This is a genomic window from Haloterrigena turkmenica DSM 5511, assembly GCF_000025325.1.
Taxonomy (GTDB): Archaea; Halobacteriota; Halobacteria; order Halobacteriales; family Natrialbaceae; genus Haloterrigena; species Haloterrigena turkmenica.
In genome coordinates this window covers 3,216,063-3,240,885 of record NC_013743.1, presented here as the reverse complement: position 1 = coordinate 3,240,885, position 24,823 = coordinate 3,216,063, and the positions used below count along the sequence as shown (strand labels likewise).

General features: G+C 65.9%; 22 protein-coding genes. 7 read left to right on the top strand and 15 right to left on the bottom strand.

The genetic code is table 11. The features are described 5' to 3' along the window. Positions 1 to 145: 145 nt before the first annotated feature. Positions 146 to 502 carry a hypothetical protein gene (locus tag HTUR_RS15540; RefSeq protein WP_012944276.1) on the bottom strand — a complete coding sequence of 119 codons (357 nt, stop codon included), beginning with the start codon at positions 500 to 502 and terminating at the stop codon, positions 146 to 148. Between the two features lie 95 nt (positions 503 to 597). Between HTUR_RS15540 and HTUR_RS15535 the strand changes: the two genes are divergently transcribed. Then, entirely contained in the window at positions 598 to 1,824 is a 1,227-nt protein-coding gene (locus HTUR_RS15535; RefSeq protein ID WP_012944275.1) for a sensor histidine kinase, read from the top strand. Positions 1,825 to 1,918: 94 nt separating this feature from the next. Here HTUR_RS15535 and HTUR_RS15530 read toward each other — a convergent pair whose 3' ends face one another. Then, positions 1,919 to 2,755, bottom strand: a complete 837-nt coding sequence (locus HTUR_RS15530; protein ID WP_012944274.1) for a type 1 glutamine amidotransferase — start codon at positions 2,753 to 2,755, stop codon at positions 1,919 to 1,921. 357 nt (positions 2,756 to 3,112) lie between these two features. Between HTUR_RS15530 and HTUR_RS15525 the strand changes: the two genes are divergently transcribed. Beyond that, on the top strand, positions 3,113 to 4,234 hold the full coding sequence (locus HTUR_RS15525; RefSeq protein WP_012944273.1) for a tRNA (guanine(26)-N(2))-dimethyltransferase: 1,122 nt from the start codon (positions 3,113 to 3,115) through the stop codon (positions 4,232 to 4,234). A 37-nt stretch (positions 4,235 to 4,271) separates the two neighbouring features. Here the strand turns inward: HTUR_RS15525 and HTUR_RS15520 are convergent, their stop codons facing one another. The 3 genes from HTUR_RS15520 to HTUR_RS25625 all read right to left on the bottom strand — a co-directional run bounded on the left by HTUR_RS15520 (position 4,272) and on the right by HTUR_RS25625 (position 9,618). Then, the gene (locus HTUR_RS15520; protein ID WP_012944272.1) at positions 4,272 to 4,472 is read right to left on the bottom strand and encodes a hypothetical protein; all 201 of its coding nucleotides are present in this window, start codon (positions 4,470 to 4,472) and stop codon (positions 4,272 to 4,274) included. A 65-nt stretch (positions 4,473 to 4,537) separates the two neighbouring features. After that, positions 4,538 to 8,989 carry a multicopper oxidase domain-containing protein gene (locus HTUR_RS27805; RefSeq protein WP_264183112.1) on the bottom strand — a complete coding sequence of 1,484 codons (4,452 nt, stop codon included), beginning with the start codon at positions 8,987 to 8,989 and terminating at the stop codon, positions 4,538 to 4,540. Positions 8,990 to 9,024: 35 nt separating this feature from the next. Next, positions 9,025 to 9,618 carry a twin-arginine translocation signal domain-containing protein gene (locus HTUR_RS25625; RefSeq protein WP_012944270.1) on the bottom strand — a complete coding sequence of 198 codons (594 nt, stop codon included), beginning with the start codon at positions 9,616 to 9,618 and terminating at the stop codon, positions 9,025 to 9,027. Between the two features lie 543 nt (positions 9,619 to 10,161). Here HTUR_RS25625 and HTUR_RS15505 point away from each other — a divergent pair. After that, positions 10,162 to 11,478 (top strand): YihY/virulence factor BrkB family protein, encoded by a 1,317-nt coding sequence (locus HTUR_RS15505; RefSeq protein WP_012944269.1) that lies wholly within the window; start codon positions 10,162 to 10,164, stop codon positions 11,476 to 11,478. An 87-nt stretch (positions 11,479 to 11,565) separates the two neighbouring features. Here HTUR_RS15505 and HTUR_RS15500 read toward each other — a convergent pair whose 3' ends face one another. The 7 genes from HTUR_RS15500 to HTUR_RS15470 form a co-directional block, all read right to left on the bottom strand. After that, positions 11,566 to 12,363: an alpha/beta fold hydrolase gene (locus HTUR_RS15500; RefSeq protein ID WP_012944268.1), complete on the bottom strand. Its 798-nt coding sequence runs from the start codon at positions 12,361 to 12,363 to the stop codon at positions 11,566 to 11,568. Between the two features lie 58 nt (positions 12,364 to 12,421). Beyond that, positions 12,422 to 12,802 (bottom strand): hypothetical protein, encoded by a 381-nt coding sequence (locus tag HTUR_RS15495; protein WP_012944267.1) that lies wholly within the window; start codon positions 12,800 to 12,802, stop codon positions 12,422 to 12,424. Positions 12,803 to 12,893: 91 nt separating this feature from the next. Continuing rightward, complete coding sequence (locus HTUR_RS15490) at positions 12,894 to 13,670, bottom strand: hypothetical protein (protein ID WP_226377455.1); 777 nt, start codon at positions 13,668 to 13,670, stop codon at positions 12,894 to 12,896. 130 nt (positions 13,671 to 13,800) lie between these two features. Next, positions 13,801 to 14,121 carry a hypothetical protein gene (locus HTUR_RS15485; protein WP_012944265.1) on the bottom strand — a complete coding sequence of 107 codons (321 nt, stop codon included), beginning with the start codon at positions 14,119 to 14,121 and terminating at the stop codon, positions 13,801 to 13,803. A gap of 82 nt (positions 14,122 to 14,203) precedes the next feature. Further along, on the bottom strand, positions 14,204 to 14,620 hold the full coding sequence (locus HTUR_RS15480; RefSeq protein WP_012944264.1) for a response regulator: 417 nt from the start codon (positions 14,618 to 14,620) through the stop codon (positions 14,204 to 14,206). A gap of 155 nt (positions 14,621 to 14,775) precedes the next feature. Continuing rightward, positions 14,776 to 15,852, bottom strand: coding sequence for a Vms1/Ankzf1 family peptidyl-tRNA hydrolase (locus HTUR_RS15475; protein WP_012944263.1), 1,077 nt, complete (start codon positions 15,850 to 15,852; stop codon positions 14,776 to 14,778). Between the two features lie 222 nt (positions 15,853 to 16,074). Continuing rightward, entirely contained in the window at positions 16,075 to 17,070 is a 996-nt protein-coding gene (locus HTUR_RS15470; RefSeq protein WP_012944262.1) for a DMT family transporter, read from the bottom strand. A gap of 269 nt (positions 17,071 to 17,339) precedes the next feature. Between HTUR_RS15470 and HTUR_RS15465 the strand changes: the two genes are divergently transcribed. Together HTUR_RS15465 and HTUR_RS15460 are read left to right on the top strand one after the other, a co-directional pair. After that, the gene (locus HTUR_RS15465; RefSeq protein ID WP_012944261.1) at positions 17,340 to 18,137 is read left to right on the top strand and encodes a helix-turn-helix transcriptional regulator; all 798 of its coding nucleotides are present in this window, start codon (positions 17,340 to 17,342) and stop codon (positions 18,135 to 18,137) included. Positions 18,138 to 18,469: 332 nt separating this feature from the next. Next, a complete protein-coding gene (locus tag HTUR_RS15460) occupies positions 18,470 to 20,002 on the top strand; it encodes a TrkH family potassium uptake protein (protein ID WP_012944259.1) in 1,533 nt (510 codons plus the stop codon). Between the two features lie 193 nt (positions 20,003 to 20,195). Here HTUR_RS15460 and HTUR_RS15455 read toward each other — a convergent pair whose 3' ends face one another. Then, positions 20,196 to 21,536, bottom strand: coding sequence for an FAD-dependent oxidoreductase (locus HTUR_RS15455; RefSeq protein WP_012944258.1), 1,341 nt, complete (start codon positions 21,534 to 21,536; stop codon positions 20,196 to 20,198). A gap of 556 nt (positions 21,537 to 22,092) precedes the next feature. On the opposite strand from HTUR_RS15455, the gene HTUR_RS27490 reads away from it, so the two are divergent. Beyond that, positions 22,093 to 22,488, top strand: a complete 396-nt coding sequence (locus HTUR_RS27490; protein WP_012944257.1) for a hypothetical protein — start codon at positions 22,093 to 22,095, stop codon at positions 22,486 to 22,488. Positions 22,489 to 22,587: 99 nt separating this feature from the next. Here the strand turns inward: HTUR_RS27490 and HTUR_RS15440 are convergent, their stop codons facing one another. Next, entirely contained in the window at positions 22,588 to 23,151 is a 564-nt protein-coding gene (locus HTUR_RS15440; protein WP_012944256.1) for a hypothetical protein, read from the bottom strand. A 183-nt stretch (positions 23,152 to 23,334) separates the two neighbouring features. Continuing rightward, complete coding sequence (locus HTUR_RS15435) at positions 23,335 to 23,973, bottom strand: helix-turn-helix domain-containing protein (protein ID WP_012944255.1); 639 nt, start codon at positions 23,971 to 23,973, stop codon at positions 23,335 to 23,337. Between the two features lie 224 nt (positions 23,974 to 24,197). Here HTUR_RS15435 and HTUR_RS15430 point away from each other — a divergent pair, with 224 nt between their 5' ends. Continuing rightward, positions 24,198 to 24,764, top strand: coding sequence for a metal-dependent hydrolase (locus HTUR_RS15430; protein WP_012944254.1), 567 nt, complete (start codon positions 24,198 to 24,200; stop codon positions 24,762 to 24,764). Positions 24,765 to 24,823 lie beyond the last annotated feature (59 nt).

Genomic DNA, 24,823 nt, shown 5'->3' with positions numbered 1-24,823 from the left:
GTTCGCGAAGACCTCGCACGGCTTCGAACTGCGTCTCACTCTTCGTTCGACGCAGTTCAGCGCGCGCCACCGCACGGTAGTAAACCCGAGGCGATAGTGGGCGTCTGACAGGGTGCTCTGAGAGAAGACTAACTTGGCACGAGTTTCAGAGCAGTTCGCGAACCTCCGAGTACCACATGTCGTGGTAGTCGACGTGGCCAACTCGGCGGGCGATGGCGACGGCCAAGGCGTGCCAGCACTGCTCGGTCGGATCGTCGTCGTCGAGGTTGTACTCGCTGTCCTTGCAGGTACAGCCGCCGTCCTCGACGATGTACTCGTCGTCGTAGCCGACGACGATCGTGAAATCGCGGTAGGCCTTCACCCGGTTCTCGCCGACCGCCTCGATCGCGCGGACCCCGCGGTCGCCGTGGACCCTCGAGATCCGATCGACGATCTCGGGCGTGAGTTCGCCGGCCTCCTCGAGATCCGCCTGCCATCGCTCGACTGGGTTGGCCTTCGGCACGACCGCAACTGTGCGCCGAACTGTAAAATCGGTTTGGTTGTCGCGCCGAGGGCCTCGTCGCAAGCCAAAAATAGCGTCCGACCCCAGTAGCACCAATGGGCAGTCGGACTAGAGTTCCGTCCGCACTCGGTGGTCGAGTGACGATCACACTCCTCGGCGCGCTGTACGTCACCTTCGCGGTCGCGTGGGCGGCCCAGCGACTGACCGACGGCGGCTCGACGTCGAACGTCGCGCTCGTCGCCAGCTTCATCGGCGTCCCCGGGCTGGTGTTGCTCTACGCCGGCTATCGGTTGCCGCGGACCGACATCCGTCCCGAGTACTACCCCACGATCGGCCGCTGGGCGATCGGCGGGGCCGGACTGCTGCTCGGCATCCTCGTGCTCTATCAGCTCGAGCCAGCCGAGAGCGTCAGCGAACCGTTCCGAGCGGCGCTGGTCCTCACGGCGTTCGGCAGCGTCGCCGGCTTCGGCGTCGGGATCCACGACGCACTGGCCAAAACCCGCGCGTTCGAGATTCGACGCCGCAACAGGGAACTGCGACGAATCAAGGCGGAACTTGACGAAACGGTCGAACAACTCGAGACGGCCAACCGCGAGTTCGAGGCGTCGAACGAACGGCTCGAGCAGTTCGCCTACGCCGCCAGTCACGACTTACAGGAGCCCCTGCGGATGATTACGAGCTATCTCTCACTCGTCGAGCGCCGGTACGGCGACGACCTCGACGAGGACGGCGAGGAGTTCATCGCCTACGCGGTCGACGGCGCCGAGCGGATGCGCGAGATGATCGACGCCCTGCTCGCGTACTCGCGGGTCGAGACGCAGGGCGATCCGTTCGAACCCGTCGATCTCGAGGCGGTGTTCGAGGACGTGCTGACGGATCTCGAAGTGCAGATCGCCGAGACCGACGCGACGGTCGACGTCGGGGAGATGCCCCGCGTCGAGGGCGACGTCCATCAGTTGCGCCAGCTCTTCCAGAACCTGGTGTCCAACGCGCTCGAGTACAGCGGTGACGAGCCGCCGCGGGTCCGCGTTATCGCGGAGCGAGCCGCCGCGGAGCGGGCCAATCCGGAGCAGATCGACTCGGAGTGGACGATCTCGGTCGCCGACGACGGCATCGGTATCGACCCGGCCGACGCCGACCGCGTCTTTGACCTCTTCCAGCGGCTCCACGGCCGCGAGGAGTACGACGGGACCGGACTCGGACTCGCGCTCTGTGAGCGCATCGTCGAGCGCCACGGCGGGGAGATCTGGGTCGACTCCGAACCCGGCGAGGGGTCGACGTTCTCGGTGACGCTGCCGGCGGCCACCGACCGCGACGAGTGAGCCGCGCTGACGCCGGCTCGAGCCGCTTTCGACCGCTTCGAACGGCCCGCACGGTGACTCGGACCGCGGCCGTGCCTTGGCTCGAGGCGAGGGCTCAGGACGACCGGCTCGAGTCGACCGACGATTCCAGAGGCGATTCGGCCGTAGCGCCAGTAGCGTCGGCGTCGACGAACGCCTCGCCGACGGTCGCGGCGGCATCCGTACCGGCGACGTCGGCGCCGCACTCGACGGACCGCTGTTCGCGGACGAACCCGACGAAGTTGTCGAACAGCCGTTTGGCCTCGCAGGCGGTCTCGTAGCGCTCGGCGTCGATACCCTCGAGGACGGACTGAATCCGCTCGGGCTCGAGGTCGCCGTCTTTCCCGGCGGTCACGCGCTCGGCCGTCGTCATGTCGTACTCGGGGTGGAACTGGACGCCGAAGACGCGGTCTCGCCGGAAGCCGTGGATGCCGTACTCGTTTCTGGCGAACACCGTCGCGTCCGGCGGCGCCGCGGCCACGCGGTCGGAGTGGGTGGTGAAGACGGTGAACTCCTCGCCGACGCCGGTCAGCAGCCGGTTCGCTCCGTCGTGTTCGACGGCCCGGTAGCCGATCTCGTACTCGCCCATGTCCTCGACGCGGCCGCCGAGGACGTCCGCGAGCAGTTGGTGGCCGTAACAGACGCCCAGAAACGGCAGTCCGGCCGCGACGGCCTCGCCGACCCACTCCTTTAACGCGCCGATCCACGGCCGATCCCAGTAGACGGAGGCGCTCGAGCCGGTGACGACGCAGGCGTCGAAGTCGAACGTGTCGGGGAGTTCGCCGGAGGGACAGTGAAACTCGACGAGCTCCGCGTCGAGTTCCCGCTCGAAGTTCCGTCGCGTGCTCTCGCGTTTGTGCGCCGCGTTCAGCAGGGCGATCCGGAGCCGATCGTCGGCCGACGGGTCGATCACGGACGGATCCGCTCCGTTCGACTCCTCGTGGTCGCGTCGGTGCGCGATCGCACATCACTTTGTGGTACGCTATCCCAAGACATCGTTATTGCAACGACAGCATCGTCGGGTACAAAACGTTTTCCACTGAGTCGGTAACGAAAGCGCCGCTTTCAGCGACGATTACGCGGTTATATCGGGGGTTGGTGGACGGGCGTATCTCGAATGAGCGTCTCGAGAAAACCCGCAAAACAGCGGTGACGCCCGGTAAGCAGCGATTACTGCCGAGAGTGGATATTCGTCTCGAGTTTCGTTTCAGGGATCGGCGGCCCCGGTACAGACCACGGCGTTTTTCGCGGTCGCCCGTCGACAGGGGGTATGCGCGTCACCGAGGGCGGGATCGATCTCGAGGTCCCCGGCGAACAGACCGAGGGCGTCGAGGAGTCGGTGTTCTACAACCCCAGACAGGAGCTGAACCGGGACCTGACGATCGCGACGCTGCGGACCTTTCGCGAGCGCGAGGAGCGCGCCGAGAGCTACCTGGACGCGATGACCGCCAGCGGGGTCCGCGGGATCCGCGCGGCCGCCGACGGCTGGGACGTCACCTGCTGCGATCTCGAGGAAGACGCCGTCGATCTCGCGCGGGAGAACCTCGAGCGAAACGACCTCGCGGACGAGGCGCGCGTCGAGCACCGCAACGTCAACGCGCTTATGCACGACGAGCTGTTCGACGTGATCGACCTTGATCCCTACGGGACGCCGATGCCCTTCGCCGACGCGGCCTTCGCCCGCTGTCGAGACCTCCTCTGCGTGACGGCGACCGACACCGCGCCGCTGTGTGGCGCTCACTTCAATAGCGGCGTCCGTTCCTACAGCGCGGTGCCCCAGAACACCGACTATCATCCCGAGATGGGCGTCCGAATTCTCATCTCCGCGCTCGCCCGCAGCGGGGCCCGCTTCGACGTCGGCGTCGAGCCGATCCTGACCCACGCGACCAGCCACTACGTCCGGACCTACCTCGAACTCGACCGGAAGGCGAGCGCGGCCGACGCCGCCCTCGAGCACCTCGGGCACGTCTACCACTGCGAGGACTGCCTCTACCGCGAGACCGAACACGGACAGGTCGCCGACCCGCTCGAGCGCTGTCCCCACTGTGGCGGCGAGCGCCTGCTCACCGCCGGCCCGGTCTGGCTCGGTCCGGTTCAGGACACCGAGTTCGTCGCTGACGTCCGCGCGGCGGTTCCCGACTCGTTCGGCACCGCCGAGAAGTCGCGAGAGCTCTGCGAAACCCTCGAGGCGGAGCTCGACGAACCCACGCACTACGACCAGCACAAGCTCTGCAAGAACTGGGGGCTGCCCGCGAACGCGATGGACGACTTCCTGGCCGATCTTCGGGATGCAGGCCACGCGGCCTCGCCGGCACACTACGGCGGGACGACGTTCAAGACCGACGCGAGCGTCGGCGAGATCCGAGCGGCGACCGAAGGCAGCCTCGAGTAGTTCTGACTCGAGTCCCAGACCCGTCGACTCGAGGGCGTCACTCCTCCTCGGCGTACAACCGAACGAGCTGACACTCGGGGCAGCAGACGCCCTGCAGTTTCGCCCTGTTCTTGAACCCGAGTTTGCCCAGTAGCCCCTCTCGCTCGCCGGTCGCAATCGAGAGCCCCATGCTCTCACCGTCGCGAACGGGAACAGGTTCCATCGTCACGCCACAGTCGGGACACCGTCGTTGTTCCATGCAGAGATATCGACGTAACAGCGAAAAATAACTTCGGACGGGCGTGTCGACGGTCGCGCGACCGATCAGTTCTTTCGGTCGGCGTCGTCGACGCTGATCGAACCCCGGAGCGTCTTCGTCCCGTCGAAGACGTACCGGGCCTTCTTCCCCTTCGTGTCGAGGTAGATCGACTTATCGCCGATGTGGACGTCGGTCCCGACGCGCTTGCCCGGCTTGCCGACGAACTGGACGTCGGCGTCGGCCAGATCGGTGATCGCCGTCTCGTCGACCGGGCCGTAGAACAGGTACGCGGCCCCAGCGTCGATGCCGCCGACGCGACTGTCGGGGACGCCGATCAGGACGTCCGTCTCGCCGTTGCCGTTGCAGTCGCCGGAGGCGACGGTCCAGCCCTGTCGGTCCCGCGGGTCGAGGCGCTTCTTCTTCACGCGGTCCGGCAGCGGTTGGACGGGTTCGGCGAAGTCGCCGTCGTCCTCGCCGACGCGGAAGATGCCCCAGGCGCCGGCCTCGAGGCGCCGGCGCATCTTCGTTTCCATGTAGATGTGGTCACCGACGCTGTCGACCAGCCCGCCGGCACCGCCAAGCGGATCGACGTCGCGCGCCTTGCCGGGCATGAACTGATCGCTGACGCTGATGATCTCGGACTCGGGGATGTCCTGGTTGCGGAGCCACTGGTGGGCGGCGAGGTGGAAGTCGAGGCCGCGGGCCTTGTCGGCGGTGTGGCTGACGCGGAAGCGGACCGGATCGTCCACGAACGCGTTCGCCACGGGCGTCGCCGGATCGCCGTGGGTGTCGGAGTCGAAGACGAGGTGCTGTGCGTCAGGCCCGGTCTGGAACCGGCGGATGAACGGCTCCGCGCGGTTGTTGATCGCCATGTATCCCTGATCCTCCGGATCGTCCGGGATCTGGTTACACGGCGCGTCTGCCTCGTCGTCTGGTCCCGGCGGCACGACGCAGTCGTCTGGATCGTTGCGGTTGATGATGTACCGCCCGTCGCTGAACGACAGCGGGAACTCGCGGAACGCCGGGCCGTCGTCGGGCACGATGATGCTCTCGGTCGTCATCGACGGCGCGAACCGATCACCGTGGTCGGCCAGCGGCTCGGCCGTGGCGGGATCGAGCCAGATCGAGCCCTCGGGCTCGACGTGCAGGTGGCCGAAGGCACCGTGATGGCGGTGGCCGCGGATATCGGCGAAGTCCCACAGGATGGACGTGCCGATTAGCTCGTCGGCGAACCACCGATACGTGATCGTCTCCCCCGGCGGGATCGTCTGGTCGAAGTTGAAGCCGACGGTCACGCCCCCCGAGCCCTGGATGTCCATCTCGAGCCGTTGGGGACTGAGCGAGGTCCGGTTAGACTCCTCCCACTCGATGTTCAGGTCCTGCTCGCGGGTCCGCATCTCCGGGTGGGCGTGCTCGGGGGTGAAGTCGACCGGCAACTCGTTGGTGAGGTTGATCTGGACGCAGTCGCCCTCGTTCGCGCGGAGCGTCAACGGCGTCGGTGGCCGCTCGCCGGCCCGGATCTCGTCGACGTGTTCGTCGAGCGCGAACACGATCCCGTGTGGGTCGTGGTCGCCGTACTCGTTGAACTCGATGTCCGTCTGGAAGACGGTCACGTCGTACTCCCGGACGATCGCATCGTCGGGGCACGGATCGCCCGGATCTGGTGCCACGGGCGGAATCTCCCCGACGTTGGGGTTCTGACGGGCAGGCTTGTCCGCCGGGAACGGCGGCTTGTCGACCCGTCCCACGCCGTCGAACTGCTCGAGGCGCTTTTTCAGCTTCTTCGGATCGATATCCGTCTCGTGTTTCAGTTCCTTGCGCGTGAACCCGAGCGCCGCGAGGATATCCTCGAGCCGGAGGTCGCCGCGAAGGAGCTTCGAGAGGAGTCCCTCGTGCTTGGTTTTCTCGAACGCCTCGACCAGGTCGCGCTGCCACTGCTCGTCGAGGGCGTGCTTGCCGAGGTCGTACTTCCGCTGGACGTCCTCGGGGTAGGTGAGCCACGCTTTGCGGCCCAGCTCCTCCCAGTCGAGGAACGGCGCTGGGTGACCCATCTCGCGCAGTTGCTCCTCGGTGATTTCGCCGTCGGGCGTGCCGCGGTCGGGCAGCGGCTGCAGGTGGTCGACCGCCGCGTCGAAGACGCGGTGGACACCCCACATGCCGTCCCAGAGGTCGTCGACGACCCCCGAGCCGTAGAGGTGATCGTAGACCGGGAGGCCGTCCGGGTTTGGCAGCTCGTCGGCGTCCGCCTCGAGCATGAACGTGAACGCTTCGGCGACGTGGACGGCCTGCGAGACCGTATCCTCTGGTCTCACGCCGGCGGGATTCGGCTGCACGCCGTCGATGAAGAAGTTGTGCTGCTCCTCGTAGGCGGCGTGGACCAGGCGGATCCGCACCGGGTCGCTGTCGTAGGCCTCGAGTACCGGCGTGGGCGGATCGCCGTGGACGTAGGAGCTGTGGACGTACGCCGGGTCGGGGTCGGGTCCGCGGCGGTAGTAGGGCGCGTTCCGGTAGTTGATCGCCATCACGCCCGCGTTCTGATTGTGCTCCTCGAGTTCGTTGACGAACTCGCCCCGCCGGTTGCGCAGCGGCGCGAAGTCGTGGTACAGCAGCGCGAACTCGCGGAAGTCCTCGCCGTCCTGCTGCGTGACGATCGCCTGCGTGCCGGCCTCGATCGGGTCGCCGGTGTGGGGATCGAGCCACTCGGAGTCCTCGGGTTCGACGATCAGCGTGGCGAAGTGGCCGTGCATAATCTCGTCGACCCCCTGAATGTGGTCGTGGAAGAAGATCGTCCCTTCCTCGTCGGCGTACCAGCGGTAGCTCATCTGACCGCCGGGCTCGGCCCCTTGAGCGTAGTTGTAGCCGTTGGCGAGCGAGTCCGAGCCGAGCACGTCGTAGGAGACGAAGTGGATGTGGTTCGAGCGCCCGTCGGGCATCAGGTTCGTCAGCGTGATTTCGACGCACTCGCCGACGTTCGCGCGGATCACCAGCGGCTCGGGGTTCATCTTCCCCGTCAGCACGTCCGCGACGTCCTCCTCGAGGACGTACACCTGTCCCTCGGGGTCGTGATCGCCGGCGTCGTTGTAGACGAGTTCGGCTGGGAGCGCGACGATGTCGTACTCGCGCACGGGCGCTTCCTCCCCGGCGGTCGGGCCGCCGAACTCTTCGGGGGCGATCTCGGGGTCGCAAGGATCGGTGTATGGTGCGCCGGGAATGATGTCCCCGAGCGCCGCGGCCTCTTCGGGCGTCGGGTCGCGGATGAAGTCGTAGGGCGGTTTCGGCGGTTCCTCGCCTTGCTCGCCGGGGATGAAGTCCGGGAACCCGGGCGTCTCGTCGTCGAGATCCAGCGGCGGCTCGTTGTCGTCGAGGAGTTCGAGATCCTCTTGGACCTTGTCGTAGACGCGCATGCTGCCCCACATCCCTTCGGCGTAGTGGGGGAACAGGTGGCAGTGGAACAGGAAATCGCCGGCGCTTCCGTGTGCGCCGCCGGCGCCGACGTCGAAGGCTTCCTCCCAGCTCATCTCCGGCCGGACGGTCGTGAGCGGGTCGGCGATCCCGTCGAGGTCGTCGTCATTGCCGTTGAGGTCTAACTCGTCGTCGACGAGGTTCAGCCCGCCCTCGAGCCGGTCGGGCACTTCACCGGGCCCGAAGCCGATCGGCCGGACGTCGAAGAAGCCGACGCCATCGTGGGCGGTGACCAGTTTCGTCTCGTGAGTCCCGCCGAATCCGAGGTTCTGCACGTCGAGGGTGTCGACGTTCTCGCGCTCCTGGACCTCCTTCCAGCGGTGGCCGTGGAGGTGGTGGGAGTGGCGTTCCTCGTGGGAGGCGCCAACGGCGACCATCTTCACCGGATCGCCCTGATACGTCCGGTAAACGTTGTCGCCGCCACCGGGATCGCCGAACAGCCAGGAGTTGTAGAAGTACTCCTCGATTTCGTTGAGATCCGGATCGGGATCGTTGACGAACTCGAGGCCCTCCTCGCCAAGCCTGATGCCGGTCGGATCGGCCCGGTAGTTGATCGCGTGGACCGTCTGGGGTTCGTCGGAGCCGGGCCAGGTCAGTTCCCGGCCGCTGGCCGGATACACTCCCTCCGGCGTGTGGTAGTGGAGGATGAACTCGCGGTGCGACGGCTCGTCCTCGCCGGGCATGTGGACGTCCGCGCGGACGCCGCTGCGGTGTTCCTCACCCGTTTCGGGATGCGTCCACGTCGCCTCCGGCGGTTCGACGACCATCGAACCGAACAGCCCGCGGGAGACGAGGTTGGCCTCCTCCGGCGGCTCGTCGGCGCTGTCGAACGCCGGATTGGCGAGGTCATGGAAGAAGTGCGTTCCCTCGTGGGTCGCGTACCACTCGTAGCCGACCGTCTCCCCGGGTGCCGCGGTCGTGTCCGGGTTGTAGCCGACGTTCGCGCCGTCGGACTCGGTGACCTGGTAGGGCAGTGCCGTCTGGTGCATCGAGGCGTGGCGATCGAGGTGATTGACGAACTCGATCTCGATCACATCGCCCGCGTTCGCGCGGATCGTCAGCGGCTGGAGAACCGTCGTGTCGACGTCGCCTAACTTCCGCTTGGCCTTCGCTTTCTTCTTGCGCGCGCGATGAAGTGCCTTCCGCGCCTTCTTGCGCTCCGTGTCGTTCTTCGCCTTCTCCTTGCGCTTCTTCGCCTCCTCGATCTCTTTGTCTGCCGTCTCGAGTTTCTTCTCCGCCTTCTTCTTCTCCTTCTTATTGAGATCGTCTCGGCGGTCGTCCTTCTTCTTGCGTTTCTTATCGCGTGCGTCGTCCGGCAGGTCCGCGAAGGCGTCGTCGGGGGTGCCCCCGATGCGGCCAGCGCCTCCACGAGGTTCTCCTCGAGGACATAGAGCGCGGCCTTGGGCTGGTGGAGGCCGAACGCGTTGTAGACGACGTCGGCCTCGATCGCGTGGACGGTGAACTGTCGGACCTGTCCGCCCGGTGCGGGCTCACCGTCACCGGGGACCATCTCGGTCGTCTCCCCGTTCCCGCCGGTGGCGGACTGTTCCCCGAAGCACCCGGCCGTGGCCAGCATCCCCGCCGACACTGCCGATCCCTTCAGAAACGTCCGTCGAGAGGCTCCGTCAGCGGCGTTCTGCGGTCGATTCCCCGTACCGTGTCGTGATTCTGGTTTGTCAGACATTAGTCGTGCGTAGAGTAGTCGCCGTTCGCTACAGACAGGGAGAACAGATAGTCAATTATTGTAATGCTCTGGCTCACGTTCGTAAGCAATTCTGTATTGGAAAGTAGTCTGTCTGAACGGGTAATTCGATTCTGACTCTATTTCTGTATAGAATACTTCTCAGAAAGCGGGTTGTCGCGACGGACGACTGCCTTCGGAGTCGCTGGCGTCTCGAACGGTAATAGTCACGAACACTGACTCGTTCCGGCTGCGTTTCGAAGACGACGCCTATCGGGCCTGCATATGCAGCCCGTACGGCGGAGCAACGGCGTCCTATAGATCAATCGATGAGAGAAACCCGACAATACGGGACCGATACGAATGCGCTCGCGCGTCTATCCGTCGAATACTGATAGGGGGACCGCCCGCTGTCGTTAGTATGCCACCGTTCCGGTTCCGCGACGGGCGATTCGCTCCGTCGGCGCACCACTCGCCGGCGAGAAGTCTCGTGCAAGCCTGTGCCACACGACCGCATATGCCGCTGGCCGTAGCCAATTACGATCCGTGACCGACCACGGCTTCGACTTCGAACTCGCGGGTGACGCTCTCCGCCTCGCTCGCAGCGAGCAGTTGACGCTGCTCGCGGCCGGCGTCGCCTTCTACGGATTCATCTCGCTCGTGCCGCTGATGTTGCTCGCCTTGGGGCTCGCGGCTTCGATCGGCGGCGAGGCGCTGGCCGAACGGCTGACGGCCGCGGCCACCGACGTCCTCACGGAGTCGGCCCGGGAACTGCTCGCCGAGACGGTGCTGGACGACACCGGCCGGCAGAGCGCGACCGTCGCCGGCGCGCTCGGCCTGCTGTGGGGCTCGAGTCGCGTGCTCCGCGGCCTCGATCGGGCCTTCTCACAGGTGTACGGCACCGCCGGCTCGAAGTCGCTGCTCGACACCGCCTGGGACGCGATGGTCGTCTTCCTCGTGATCACGGCCGGGCTCGCGCTCGTCGCCGCCCTCGAACTGCTGATCCGGTACGTGCCCTTCCTGGGGGCGACGATCATCGGCCCGATCTTCGTCTTGCTCGGACTGACCGTGACCTTCCTGCCGCTGTACGTCGTCTTCCCCGACGCCGACGTCGACCTCCGGGAGGCGCTTCCGGGGACGCTCGTCGCCGCCGTCGGCTGGTACGCCCTGAGCCGGACGTTCTCCCTCTACGCCACGGTCGCCGGCGATTACGTCGTCTACGGCGCGCTCGGGGCCGTCTTTCTCGTGCTCGCCTGGCTGTACCTCGGGTCGATTATCCTCGTCTTCGGCGCCGTCCTCAACGCGGTCCTCGCCGACCGTGAAGTGGATCGGCAGCTACAAAGTCCCGGACATCGACAGTTTTCGACAGAAGCGATGACCGACGACGCCACGGGTGCCGACGAGGGGGCGACGGACGATCGCGCAGGGACGGCTACGGAATCGACGGAGGCGGGATCGAGCCGCCGTCGAAGCGCCCGCACGCGGGATCGATCGGAGGATCCCGAAGCGCTTCGCGAGGAGATCGAACGCCTGCGCGATCGAGTCGACTCGTTCGAGGACAACGTCGAACGCCGCACCGTCAGAAAGGAGTCCCTCGAGAGCGAGCTCAAGCGCTACGTCCGCCGAAAGCAGCGACGAGGCCACGCCACCGACTGGGGGCCGTATCTCGTCTTACTCTACGGGACGGCGATGTCCGTCGGGGCGTTTTACTTCCTCGAGGGTGGTTGGGCGATCCTCGCGATGCTCGTCGTCTGGACCTCGACGCTCGGGGTCTACGTGCTGATGGTGCTGTTCGGCTTCGGGATCTCCATCCTCGGCATCCCCGGCCGCGTCCGCGATATGGTCGGCGAACGTCGCTCCTGATCGGCCCCGCTTCGTCTCTCCGACCCGTTTCCGATCGACTCCGTCCCGTCACCGTCTTCCTTTTCGGTGCCGACCGGCACCGCCGCCTCAGCGCCGCGGGGCGACGCGCTGTCGCACGAAGTTCCGAACCCGCGACGTGTACGTCTCCGGCCGGTGGAGGTTACAGATGTGGCCGACGCCGGCGAGCACTTCGACGCGACCGTCCTGGGCCGCCGCTGCGTGTTTGCGCTCGCCGCGGCGCATGAGCTTATCGTTCTCGCCGTTGAGCACGAGCGTCGGGCCGGGATAGGTCGACAGCTTCCCCCGGAAGTCCTCGCCCGCGATGAACGGGCCCGCGTTGCCGAACTCCCGCGGGTAGATGCCCGAGTCGATGATCTCCCGTTCGATGTCCGCGGGGAGATCGCGGTTGCGAACCCAGCGGTAGCCGAGTTTCTCGACGGCTCGACAGCCGATGTCGGGCTTCGTGGCGAGCCGATGGATGGCCCCGGTCGCCCGCGTGAGCGTCTCCATCCCGCCGACCGGGTTCACGCTCGAGCCCGACAACACGAGCCCGTCGACGGTCTCGGGGCGGCGAGCGGCGTACTCCGTCGCGACGTAGCCACCCAGTGAGAGCCCGACCACCACCGCCGTTCCGCCGGCGTGCTCCTCGATGGTGCGCTCGAGGCGATCGATCGCGGGCTCCATCCGGAACTGCTCGTCGCCATCGGTGCCGTGACCGGGCAGGTCGAACGTGACGACGCGATACTCCGACGACAGCGCCCGCTGTTGGGGGAGCCACATCTTCCGCGTGAACATCGCGCCGTGGACGAACACGATCGACCGATCGTTGCCCGCGCCGGCGACGTCGATACCGTCGGTTCCGCGCTCGCTGTCTCGACCGAACATAGGCCTCCTAGCGGGCGGCGATCCATAGTGTCCGGGCCGGCGAGCCACGGCGAGCCGGTCAGGACAGCACGTGGTCCCGAATCGCCTGCACCGACTCCGGCCACTCGGCCTCGAGGAGCACGAGCGCCCGTTCGACCGCGTCGGCGTGCGCTCGGAGCCACGCCTCGCGTTCGTCCAGTTCCTCGCGCCAGTCCTCGAGCGACTCGAGGCCGAAGTCGGCGGCGGTATACGAGTGTCCGTCAACGGTGACAGTCCCGTGGAGCGCGTCGCACTCGGCGCAGTTCGTCGCCGAGACGATGACGTACTCCTCGACCCGCTCGGTGATCTCGGCGTCGACGTTGACGACGTCCGCCGGCTCGATTCCGTCGGACTCGCAGCCGTAGCACAGTGCCGTCCGACCGCCGAGGGGCTTCCCGCAGTGCAGACAACGCTCACTCATAGCCGCGTTGGCCGCCCGATCTCGGAAAAACGTTCGGTCGCTCGTGTCCGTTCCGGTCGCGCCGAACCGACGCTATCGGTCGGCGCCCGCGTCAGTTTTCGCGCCGGTCGTCGTCGCCGTCGGCGTCCCCGTCCTCGGTCCGATCGCTCAGCTGCTCCGTCTCGAGATCGTCCCGCCGCGGTTCGTCGGTTCGGTCGACGGCGGCGTCGGTCGTCTCGAAGTCGTCGTCACGATCGACGGCCGCATCGGTCGCCTCCGTCTCCGCGTTGGGATCGACGGCAGCGTCGGTGGACTCGAAATCGTCGGTCGGCTCGACCGACGCTCCGGGGCGGGTGCCGCCCTCGCGCTCCCGTCTGGCCAGTTCCGTCGGATCGGCCTCGAGGCCGCGATCGCTCGTCCGGTCGCGTCCCGTTTCGGGGTCGTCGGGTGCGGTCGCTCCGCGGTCGCCGTTCACATCGGACTCTCTCCCTTCGTCCGTATCCGTCCCGCTCTCGTCGATCGCGTCCGTCTCCTCGAGAGTCTCCTCGTCGGTCTCGTCGCGGAGGTCCTCCGCGATCTCGGTTTCCTCGGTGCCGGCCGAGCCGCCGGTGGGTTCGGTTCGCTCCCCGTCCGCCTCGTCGCCGGTGTTCGAATCGACGGCCGCCTCGAGTTCCCGCTCCTCGACCGACGGCAACTCGCCCTCGAGACGGACGGCGTGGTCCGTTATCTCGCGGACGGAATCGGTGTCGAGCGGATGCGCGGCGTTGGCGACGCCCTCCCAGCCGATCGAGGATTTGACCGAATCGACTGCCTCCGTTTCGGGTCTGACGTGGGCGACGTCCCCTTCGACCGACGTGACGACGCCGACCTCCTCGCCGTTGTCGTTCACGACGGACTTGCCGACGTCATCGTTCGAAAACGTTGCACACATGCGCGAGGCTACCACTACTCGCGGGAAGCCAGTGGTGCCTGCAATCGTCAGGGCCCGCGGTCCGTCCGGAACGCGCTCGCGCTCACCCTCACTGATCCGGTCGATTCTGCGGGTTATCTCGGCGGTCTTCGGATCGTTCGTCCGCGGCCGTCGTCTCCGTCTCCTCGGTCGCAAACTCCTCCGCGAGATGGATTCGGGTATCGGAGACCGCGTCGACGGCGTCGGCCTCGAGGACGAAGGGATCGATGCTGTCGCCCCAACCGAACCTGGCCATGATCGAGTCGAGCGCGTCGGGAGCCGGCTCGACTCGGGCTCGGTCCCCCTCGATTGCGTCGACGGTCCCGATCACCTTCCCGTCCGCTCGCTCGACGGGTTTTCCGACGTCGTCGTCGCTGAATGTCGCACACATACTGGACGGTCTCGGCTCGCGAGTAAAGCGCGTCGTGCCTGCAACCGCCGCGGGTTTTAGCGAGAAGAGAGACGGTGCTCGGTCATTCGGCGGGCTGTTCTGACAGCGACTGCACGATCGCGTCGAACTCGTCCGGATCGAGCGGCTTCTCCACGCGAGCGTCTACGACGGCCGCGATATCGTCGTCTTCGAACACCTGTTCCTGCTGCGTGCCCGAAAGGACGATGATGGGAACGTCCCTGCTGTCGTCGTCCATCTCCTCGAGGATCTCCTCTCCGTTCATCCGCGGGAGATGCAGATCGAGGAGGATCGCGTCCGGTCGCGGAGCGTCGGCGTACTCGCCGCGCTGGTGGAGGAAGTCCAGCGCATCGGGCCCGTCGGAGACGACGTGAACGGTCGGATCGAACCCGGCCTCCTTCAACAACTCCTTCGTCAGTCGAACGTCCCCGGGATTGTCCTCCACTAAAAGTATTTTCCCAAAGGAATTTGGCCCATCCATTATCAACTCAATCGCGACTGCCACATTTAAGAATTTGGTCTCCCGGAGGGATAGTTCGTCGATATCTAAAAGTTACGTCGCCGAATATGATATGATGTTTTATCTGACTGTGTCTGTAATGTACTTATTTACGGCCACGTTTTCGGTGCGGATCGTCAGTCGATCGGGAACCGCAACAGCGCGCCGACGCCGTCGAACGCTTCGGCGAACCGGTTGCCATCGGGGAAGTCGTCGGGAACGACGACGGTCTCGCCGCCCTGCTGTTCAGTCCGTTCGCCGAGTTCCTGCAGGTCCTCGCCCTCCAGCCCCGTCGAGAGCAGCAGCGTCTCGACCGCGTCGAACTCGAGGGCGTCGTCGACCGCTTCGCGGCCGTAGGCGACGGGGTCGTCGTCGCCGACCCGATCGAGGAACTCGCCGAGTGTCTCGCGAACGTCGTCCCGGTCGCGTTCCTCGAGGGCTTCCTGACCCTTCTCCGCGAGTTGTTCGAGGCCCTGCTGAGTCGCGTACTCGACGGCGAACTCGCCGGCGAGACGGTCCTCGAGGCGGTGGTCGAGGTCGGCCTCATCTCGGAACGTCTCGACGGTGCCCGTCGTCCCGCCCAGCAGGACGCTGTCGACGGCGTCGTCGCCGAGGAACGTCCGTTCGGCACGGTCGGCGACCTCGTCGAAGAACTCCCGCTTCTGGCGCTCGCGGTCGCGTTCGAACCGCTCGGCGGACTGGCCGCCGGCGCTCGACTTCCCGGGAACCTCGCTCTCGAAGCTCTCGAGGGGCTCGACGCCCTCGTCGTCGAGCACGCCCAGCGCGGCGCCGCCGCGTTCGACGACCAGCAGGCCGTGGGTCGACTCGGGCTCGGTGACGTCCTCGAGTGGCTCGAGGTCGAACTCGTTGGCGTGGCGGTAGATCGAGTCGTCGATGGGGACCGGTAGATCGTCGAAGACGACCGTCACGAGGTCGCCGTCGGGAACGCCGGCGTAGATCGCCAGCCCGCTGTCGGGGATCTCGTCGTACTCGGTCAGTTCGCTCCGGACGGTCTCGAGCGCGTCGGTGAGCGGCTTCGGAAACGACTGCTCGTCGAGTTGGCTCGCCTCCGCGTAGTCGGTCTCGACGGGTTGGCGGGCCTCGCCGATCGTCTCCTCGGGCGGGACGGCGAGACTGACGAGAATGTCGCGGTCGGCGCTTGCAGACGAGAGTCGGTCGAGCCGTTCGTGGAGTTCGTAGGATGCAAGTGACATGGATAGGGTGCCGACGCCTCCGAACGCGAAACCGGGAGCGGTCGCAGGGGCGGCGAGTATCCACGCTACGAGAACCGCGGGGTTGAGCGACCTGCCGGCGTTCTCATGCAGATCAGTCGTTCGAGTCTCGAGGACGGCGCCGCTCGAGCGGCTCGGTTCATCTCGGCATCGCCACGTTTCAACGAACAGTCTCGGTCGAGAAGACGGCTGTGTACGGCCGGCTCAGTCCGAGCGGTAGCCGCACGGTTCCTCGGTGACGGACGAGCCTTCCTCGTGGACCGGCCCATTGATCGTCAGGCCGGGCAGCCGCGAGCGGAGGTCGATATCGACGGAGTCGCTGCCGATGACGGCGAAGCCGGCGAAGATCGTCAGGAAGCCGACGACCGCCGACGTCGCGACGGCCTCGTCTAAGATCGCCCAGCCGCCCAGCGTCGAGACGACGGGTACGACGTAGAAGATCAGGTTCGCCGTCGTCGCCTCGGTCGCCTCGAGCAGTCCGAAGTAGGCGATGTACGCGAGGACGCCGGCGACGATGCTGACGTAGCCCAGCGCGAGGAGCGCGTCGGTCGTCCACGAGATCGACGCCATCGACTCGCCGGTCGAGTAGGCGAAGCCGTGACAGAGGGCCGCCGCGATCGGGAGCCCCCACGCGATCCGGACCGTACTCGAGAGCGTGGCCGTCGAGCCGGCCCGGCGAATGAGGACCGCGCCCAGTGCGGCACAGATCGCGCCGGCGAAGAGGATCGCCCGACCGAACGCGTCGCCGCCCAGCAGGGCCGCGGGATCGGGGCTGACCACGAGCGCGACGCCGAGCAGGCCGAGCCCCATCCCGACCGCACCGCGACGCGAGAGCCGTTCGTCGGAGAGGAGGACGGCCGCGAACACCGGCGTCAGGATCGGGTTGAGGCTGAAGACGATCGCGCCGACGGCGCTGGTCGCGTACTGCTGGCCGACGAATAGGAGGGCGTTGGCCAGTCCGATCACGAGGCCGCCGGTCGCGAGGATTCCGACGACGTCGCCCCGCGTTTCGGGTCTGAGGTCGTCGCCCGAGACGGTGAGCGCGACGTATCCCAGCATGACCAGCGCGGCCACGTCGAACCGGATCGCGACGAACAGCAGCGGCGGGAAGTACTCGAGGCCGGCCTTCGCCGCGACGAACGTTCCCCCGAAGAAGACGCTCGAGAGGACGAAGAACGCGAGCGTTCGACGGTCGATCACTGGTCGATCACCACCGCACCCGTACGATCGGACAGCGAAGTCGCCGACGGATCGTCGGCCGGCAGAAATTCTTCGAGGATCATTATACATCTACGTAGGTGGCCAGGTCATATAGTTTCGTTCAGAAAATATTTCACGACAAGAAAGGCTGCGCCGGTGAGAGCGGACTGACGACGGGGGAAAGCCGTGCATCCTCGATGCACTCGATCAGGGTATGAAATGATTTCACGGTGCGAAACGGCTTTCCCGTACGGGGTCGAACGAAGCGTATGGAATCGGCACTCGAGGAGATCGAGTTCCTCGCGCTCTCGGCCAACCGCGTCGAGGTGCTCGAGTCTCTCGCCGAGGAGGGCCACACCCGCAACGAACTGGCCGCGGCGACCGGGGCCTCGCAGGCGACGCTGGGGCGCATTCTCGGCGATTTTCGGGAGCGGTCGTGGATCCGCCGCGAGGGCAGCGAGTACGTTGCGACGGCGACAGGGCGGCTCGTCGCGTCGGGGATCACCGACCTCCAGCGAATCATCGAGACCGAACGGCGACTCCGCGAGGTCGTCGACTACCTGCCGCGTACGGAACTGACCTTCGACCTCCGGCGGCTGGCCGACGCGACGATCACCACGCCCAGCCAGACCCGACCGAACGCGCCGCTGTCGCGGCTGCTCGAGTTGCTCGAGGGCGCCGACGACGTTCGGACGGTCTCCCACGCCTTCAACGAACAGACGCTATCGCTCGTCCAGGACCGGGCGGAAACGAGTGAGCAGACGTTTCGGGGCGTCTTCTCCCGAAGCGCGATCGAGGCCCTCGTCGACGACGCGGCGCTCCGGGACCGACTCGAGGCGCTGCTGGCGACCGACGGGACTGCGATCCGGGTCCGCGACGGGTCGGTTCCGCTCGCGGTGATGCTCCTCGACGACGTCGTCTACCTGCTCCTACGCGACGAGCAGGGCGTTCTGCGGGCGTCGATCGACACCGACGACGAGGCGGTCCGGTCGTGGGCCGAAGAAACCATCGCGGAGTACTGGACGAACGCCGACTCGCTGGCGGACGCTGGTTTTTCGCTCGAGTGACCGACACTCGAGCGACGATGGCGGTACGCTTACGGTTCCGCCCGTGGCAGCGTCGACTATGAGCTCGGAGTGGCCTCGAGAGATCGGCGATCACACGGTGTCCGACGAATGGGTCTGTGAGGATTGCGGTGCCAGCTACGCGTGTCTCGATCAGTTCCGGGACTCCCCGTGCGAGGCGTAATTCGGCGCCGATCCGGTCCACTGTGAGCGAATCGAAAGCGAATCGCGAACGCGTCTCGACAGCCGGCAGCGTCTTTCGACGGCCGTCAGGTCCCTGCTTCGACTCGCGGGCCGTCGATTCATGGCAGTTCGCAGTATCACACTCGACAACGATGGATCTCCACGTCGACTATCGAATCTCGCTGAGTCTCGTCGGAACCGTTCTAAAGTATACGACCGTCCCGCTGTTTCTCCCGCTGGCGATCGCGGTCATCTACGGGGAATCCGTCCTCCCGTTCGTCGTTACGATCGTCGTCGCGCTCGCCGTCGGCATCGGTCTCGAAGAGCTCCATCCGGAGCCGGAGCTCGGTCGCCGCGAGGGGTTCCTGTTCGTCTCCCTGACGTGGCTCGCCGTGCCGCTGGTCGGTATGCTCCCCTACCTCGTCGCCGGTCAGGGGACGATCGCCTCGCCCGTGAACGCGCTCTTCGAGTCGATGTCCGGGTTCACGACGACGGGATCGACCGTCCTCGGTGAGATCTCCGTCGAGCGACACTCTCGATCGATCCTCATGTGGCGCCAGCTCACCCAGTGGCTCGGTGGGATGGGAATCATCGTCCTGATGGTCGCGATCCTCCCGAAGCTGTCCGTCGGCGGCGCACAGCTGATGGAGGAGGAGGCTCCGGGATTCAGTTTCGAACGGCTCACGCCGGGTATCCGGGAGACCGCGCGTGCGCTGTGGCGGATCTACATCGGGTTCACGCTACTCGCGTTCGGCCTCTACTACGCGCTCCATCTGGTCGGTCTCGCACCGAACATGGACCTCTACAACGCCGTCGCCCACGCGCTCACGACGATGCCGACGGGCGGGTTCTCGCCCGAAGCGCGCAGCGTCGAGGCGTTCAGTCCGTTCATCCAGTGGGCGGTGATGCCGTTCATGCTGATCGCCGGCACCAACTTCGCGCTCTTCTGGCACGCGTTCAACGGGCGATCGGACCGCCTGTTCGAGAACGCCGAGTTCCGCTCGTACGTCGGGACGGTCGGGTTCGTCGGGGCGATTCTAACCGCTTTTCTGGTGACCGGCCTCGGATTGGCGGAGACCCCCGAGTTCGTCGGCACCATCCCCGGTAACCTCGAGGCATCGGCCCGGCACGCGCTGTTCCAGTCGCTGGCGTTCATCACGACGACCGGCTACGCCAGCATGGACTTCAACACGTGGAGCGAGCCGACCCAGACCGTCCTCCTGTTCGCGATGTTTCTCGGCGGCTCCGTCGGCTCCGCCGCGGGCTCGATCAAGATCGTCCGCTGGTACGTCATCCAACGGGTCGTCCGCCGCGAGCTACTCACCGACGTCCACCCCAACGCGGTGATCCCGATCCGCGTCTCCGACGAGGTCCTCGACGAGGAGACGATCTACGGGCTGCTCGCCTTCACGCTGCTGTTTCTCGTCCTCTTTGCCGTCTCGACGCTGCTTATCTACTTCGATACCCATCGGATCGAAGCGGACCTGACCGCGCTCGAGGCGATGAGTGCGACCATTGCCACGCTCGGGAACGTCGGCCCGGGCTTCGGCATCGTCGGGCCGATGAACAGCTTCCTACCGTTTACCGACGCGGCCAAACTCTACATGGTGTTCCTGATGTGGATCGGCCGCCTCGAGATCCTCACGGTGCTGGTCGTGCTGACGCCGTCGTACTGGTGGGATTGATTCTCGACGGGCGGTCACTCGGCTCAGACGTATCGGCCGGATCGGTCGGGCGGGCTCGGTGTGACGAGTGTAGGACGACGTTTCGTGGTCGGTATGAGCCGGCGACGCGGAGGGTCGACCTGCATCACGCTTCGAGCACGAAACCGCGAACGGGATCGAAAAGAGGTCCGAGCGACAGCGATCGATGCGTTCGTCAGTTCGCGCGCGGGAAGTTGTCGATCGTCTCCGCGCGGAACGCCTCCTCGTCGAACTCGTAGTCGTCGTCGAGGAACTCGAGGACCTGCTGGGTGTCCTGCACGGCGTTTTTCAGACAGGTCGAGGCGCCCGGCGACGGCGTGATGTTGAAGATGATGTCGTCGCCGACGATCTTCGCCTCTCCCATGTCGAGGGATTTCTTGGTCGTGTCGACGATCTGCGGCCGAACGCCGCCGTACCCCTTCGCGCGCTCGATGTCCTCGAGTTCGACGCTCGGGACGACCTTCTGGACGTGCGGGAGGAACTGTCGCGGGCCGACCTCGGGGACGTCGTAGACGAGGTTCCGGAGGACGTACGGCAGGAGGATTCGGTCGGAAAGGATGTTCGCGTAACTGAGGAACGCCGCCGCGTTCAGTCCGAACACGTCGAGGAAGTCTTTCACGGTCGAGATGCGACCGCGCTCGAGGGTCGGGACGAGCTTCGCGGTCGGACCGAACCGCGTGATGGAGTCGTCGTGGACGTCCGCGTCGCCGTGGACCGCGGCGAACGGGAGCTTCTTCATTTGGAGTGTATAGACCTTCCCGTTGAGCAGATCGTCCGCGAGGAAGAAACTCCCCGCGATGGGGAGCAATACCTTGCCCTCGCCGTAGCCGAGCTCCTTGGCGATCTGGAGGCTGTGCGAGCCGGCCGCGACGACGGTGGCCTCACAGTCGAACCGGCCGTCGGTCGTCTCGATCGTGTAGCCGTCGAGCGTCGGCGTGATGTCCTCGACTTTCGTCCCGGTGAAGACGTCGACGTTGGATTCATCCTCGACCTGTCGGACCAGCGACTGTGTCACCGCACCGTAGTCGACGACGTAGCCGTCCGGCGTCTGTAACGCGCGCATCTCCTTCGAGGGGTCCCGACCCTCCACGACCTTCGGCTCGTAGTCGGCGATCTCCTCGCGCTCGATCATCTGGAGTTTCGGGAAGAGATCGCCGAATCCCTCGCCCTCGTAGCGCTGCTCGAGTTCGGCGACTTCCTCTTTGCCGACGCCCAGCACCATCTTGCTGCGCTTGTCGTGCATCTCGCGGTCGTCGTCGTGGTTCTCGAGATAGCCCGCGAGGAGCTCCGCCCCCTCTTTGACTTCTTCGGCCTTCTCGAGGGTGTAGTTGGTCTCGATATCGCCGAAGTGGAGCGTCTGGGAGTTGTTCGTGTGGTTCGTGTTGATCGCCGCGATTTCCCGTTCCTTCTCGATCAGTGCGATGGAGTCGACGTCGGAGAACTTCGCGGTGGTGTACAGGAGCGATGCACCGCTGATCCCACCCCCGACGATAACGAGGTCATATTTGCCAGACATGGTTGATTTCGGTAGGTACCCGTTTCGACCGCTGTACTCCGAACAGATAACTCATATTTTTTCGAACGGAGGTTCGTCGATCGACGAACCCTCTCTCGACGACTCGAGAATCGAACAGGGAGGCGCGTTTCGACGGATCAGCTCGACGTATACGTCGTCTCTACGATCGTTCTGAGCGGTTCGGGCACTCAACGTGTCCCAGACGGTCGTCGATTATCTATCATCCCGGTTGTAGTTCGGCAGCTGTCGACAGGCGATGGATCCGTGTGCTCGGAGGCTTTTTATGGGGGTTTCACATCACGCGGTTCGAAACTTACTGCGCGTGTGATCGGCGCTCGATCGGACGATACGGCGGTCGCCGACTGCGTCCGGAGCGATCGGATCGGTCTACGCCTCGCTATCGAGTCGCCGCTCGATCGTCTGGCGGTTCTCCGTCGGGAACGCCTCGGCAAACGCGTCGGCCTCGGCGAACCGGTCGACGTTCACCGAAACGCGTCTGTTCAGTCGCGGTGAACTGTGGCTATATTGTGCTTCTCGAGCAACATTCGAGTGGGCCATGAGTACTGATACTACTGCGCCCGGGGAGCGGACGACGTGCGAGGAGTGTGGGCTCCCGTATTACGTCGACAACGGTGCCTGTCCGTACTGCGGATCAGCGTCCGGAGACGAATCGCCCCGCTCGAACGCCCGATCGGCGTCGCGATCGCGAGCGACGTGCGACGAGTGCCGGTTACCGTACTACGCCGACGAGAACGACGACTGTCCCTACTGCGAGACCGCAGCGACCGACGATCGGTCGCGGTCCGTCGAGCCGGCGTCCGAGCCCGAACCCGAACCGAGAGCTCGCGAAGGACCACCGACGACGGCCGAGGCGAGCGAGTCGACCGACGCCGAGCCGTCGCTGCTGGAACGGATCTCGAGCAGGGTCCAGACCGTGCTACGGGGCCGATAACGGCGGCCGGGCCGACACCCGGCTACCTACCGGTTCGGACGCCGGATTCGAGCCGCATCGCCGTCGGAGCGTCGTCGCTCGAGACGCGACGACCGTCGGTCAGCCGGTGGGGGCCTCGTCGCGGTCCGCCGGTTCGTCGATCGATCGCAGCCCGCGGTCGGCCAGCACTGTGCCGACGAGCAACGCGGGTAGCCACAGGATTCCGGGGCCGAGATGGGCCAGCGCGTCGAACGTGAACCCGGCGGTCTGGTGGATCGGAAGACTGTGGACGAGGAAGACCGCGGGCAGCGCGACTGCGGTCGCCCACGCCCACCGCTGGCCGCGCCGAACCCCGAACCAGGCGAGCGCGATTACGGCGATACCGACGGCCACCATGAGTCCGGCGACGTTGACGTGGAGGTGGTCGATGTAATGGACCACCTCGTGGTGGGTGGTCGCGAGTTCGCTCCGCGTGACGCCGCCCAGCGTCTCGACACCCGACTCGAAACCGGGTTCGAAGACGACCCGGTACAGCATCGCCGCTCCGTTCGCGATGAGCCCGACTCCCGACAGCGCGAGCAGGTACGCGCCCCAGCGCAGGCTCCGACTGGCCGTCGGACGGGTTGCGTTTTCGATCGTCGATTCGGTGCGCCGTTCGCCATCGAGTGCGGTCGGTTCTGCCATACACGAACGGCTATCGCGCCGCGATCACATCCCGATTCTTGCGGGCCTGCTAGGCGGGTTTATGTCAGTCTCGGACGTCGATCGCTCGAGGCCGGCGCAGTCGTCGATCTGCCGTGATGTCGCCATTGGACTTCGAGCGCGAACGCGAACCGACGCAGCGATTCGAACCGTTCGTTCCGGTCGCTACGTCGGGAGTTGCGTCGTGAGCAGGTTCCGCTCGGCCCGCTGGAGGTGTTCGGAGACCGTCGCGTCCTCGAGCCCGAGTTCGCCGGCAATCTCCGCCGTCGACGCCCGTCGGGGGACCTCGTAGAACCCCATCTCGTAGGCCGTCTCGATGACCTCTCGCTGGCGGCCCGTCAGCGATTCCAGCGGGTTCGCCTCGCCGTCGTACTCAGCGAGCTTACAGAGGTCGGGGACGGCGCCGGCGGCCTCGTAGTTCCGGAGCATCTCCCGAATGGCCGCCTGCGAGCCGACCAGCGAGATCAGGACACCGCGATCCGTCACCGAGGTCTCGCAGTTGCCGAGCAGCGCGTCGTAGTCTTCGGTCGCGTCCGCGGGCAGTTCCGCGGCGGAGAGTTCCAGCAGGTACCGATAGCCGGTCTCCGTCTCGGCGAGCAGTTCCCAGTCGCTGACGCATTCGAGGTCCTCGAGGCCCTCCGGATCGAGCCGGTCCGCGACGTCGATCTGCGGAACGCAGGTGGTCCCGTGGTCCTCGAGCATCTCCACGTCGCGGATCCCCGCCTCTCGGAGGAGCGCGACGAGCCCCTCGAAGCCCATCGCCTCGAGCGCCGCGTCGCTGAGGGTCACGATGGCTTCGCGCATGGTACGACGGACGACGATCGCGCGTATAATTTTTTCAGCCCATGCGTCCGGGAAGGGGTTTATTTGCCCTCGAGGCACGTCCGCCATTCGGCGTCCGTGGCGCGACATACCGAACGTGTTCTGCCTCCGGGTGCCTTCTGTCGGTAAAGAACTTTAATCGCCTGTGCCTATTTCCATCGTGTGGAAAGCGAGTTCAATTCGATTGTGGTGGTGAGGCCGTCGTGATGCCGTGGGGTCACGCCGCCTTCGGCTACCTCCTGTACTCACTCGGTCACCGACTCGTGACGCGCGAGTCGCCGAACGGTCCGCTCGTCGTCCTGGCGCTCCTGTTCGGCACGCAGCTTCCGGATCTCGTTGACAAGACGCTCTCGTGGGGGCTCCACCTCTTTCCGCAGGGGTATTCGGTCGCACACTCCATATTCGTCGCCGTCCCGGTCGGCCTCCTCGTCCTCGGGGCGATGGCGTCCGGACGCCGCGATATCGGCATCGCGTTCACCGTCGGCTACTGGTCGCATCTCCTCGGCGACGCGATTCTGGCGGTTCCGAAGCTCGGAGTGTCGCCGGGCGACAGGCTCCTCTGGCCGGTCGTTACGCTGCCGCCGTACGACTCCGAGGTGACGCTGATCGGACGCGTCACTGCGATCCTCGGCGAACTCTCGGGCGAGATGCTGACCGGAGAGCACCTCGTCTTTCTCGCCATCTACTCGATACCGTACCTGCTGGTATTCTTGCTCTGGATCGTCGACGGAGCACCCGGCGTCGCGCAGTTTCTGCGCACGGATAACCGCTAGTCCCTTCCACTCGAGCACACCTCGCGAACCGGTCTCTCGCCGCCGATATTTCACTGAAC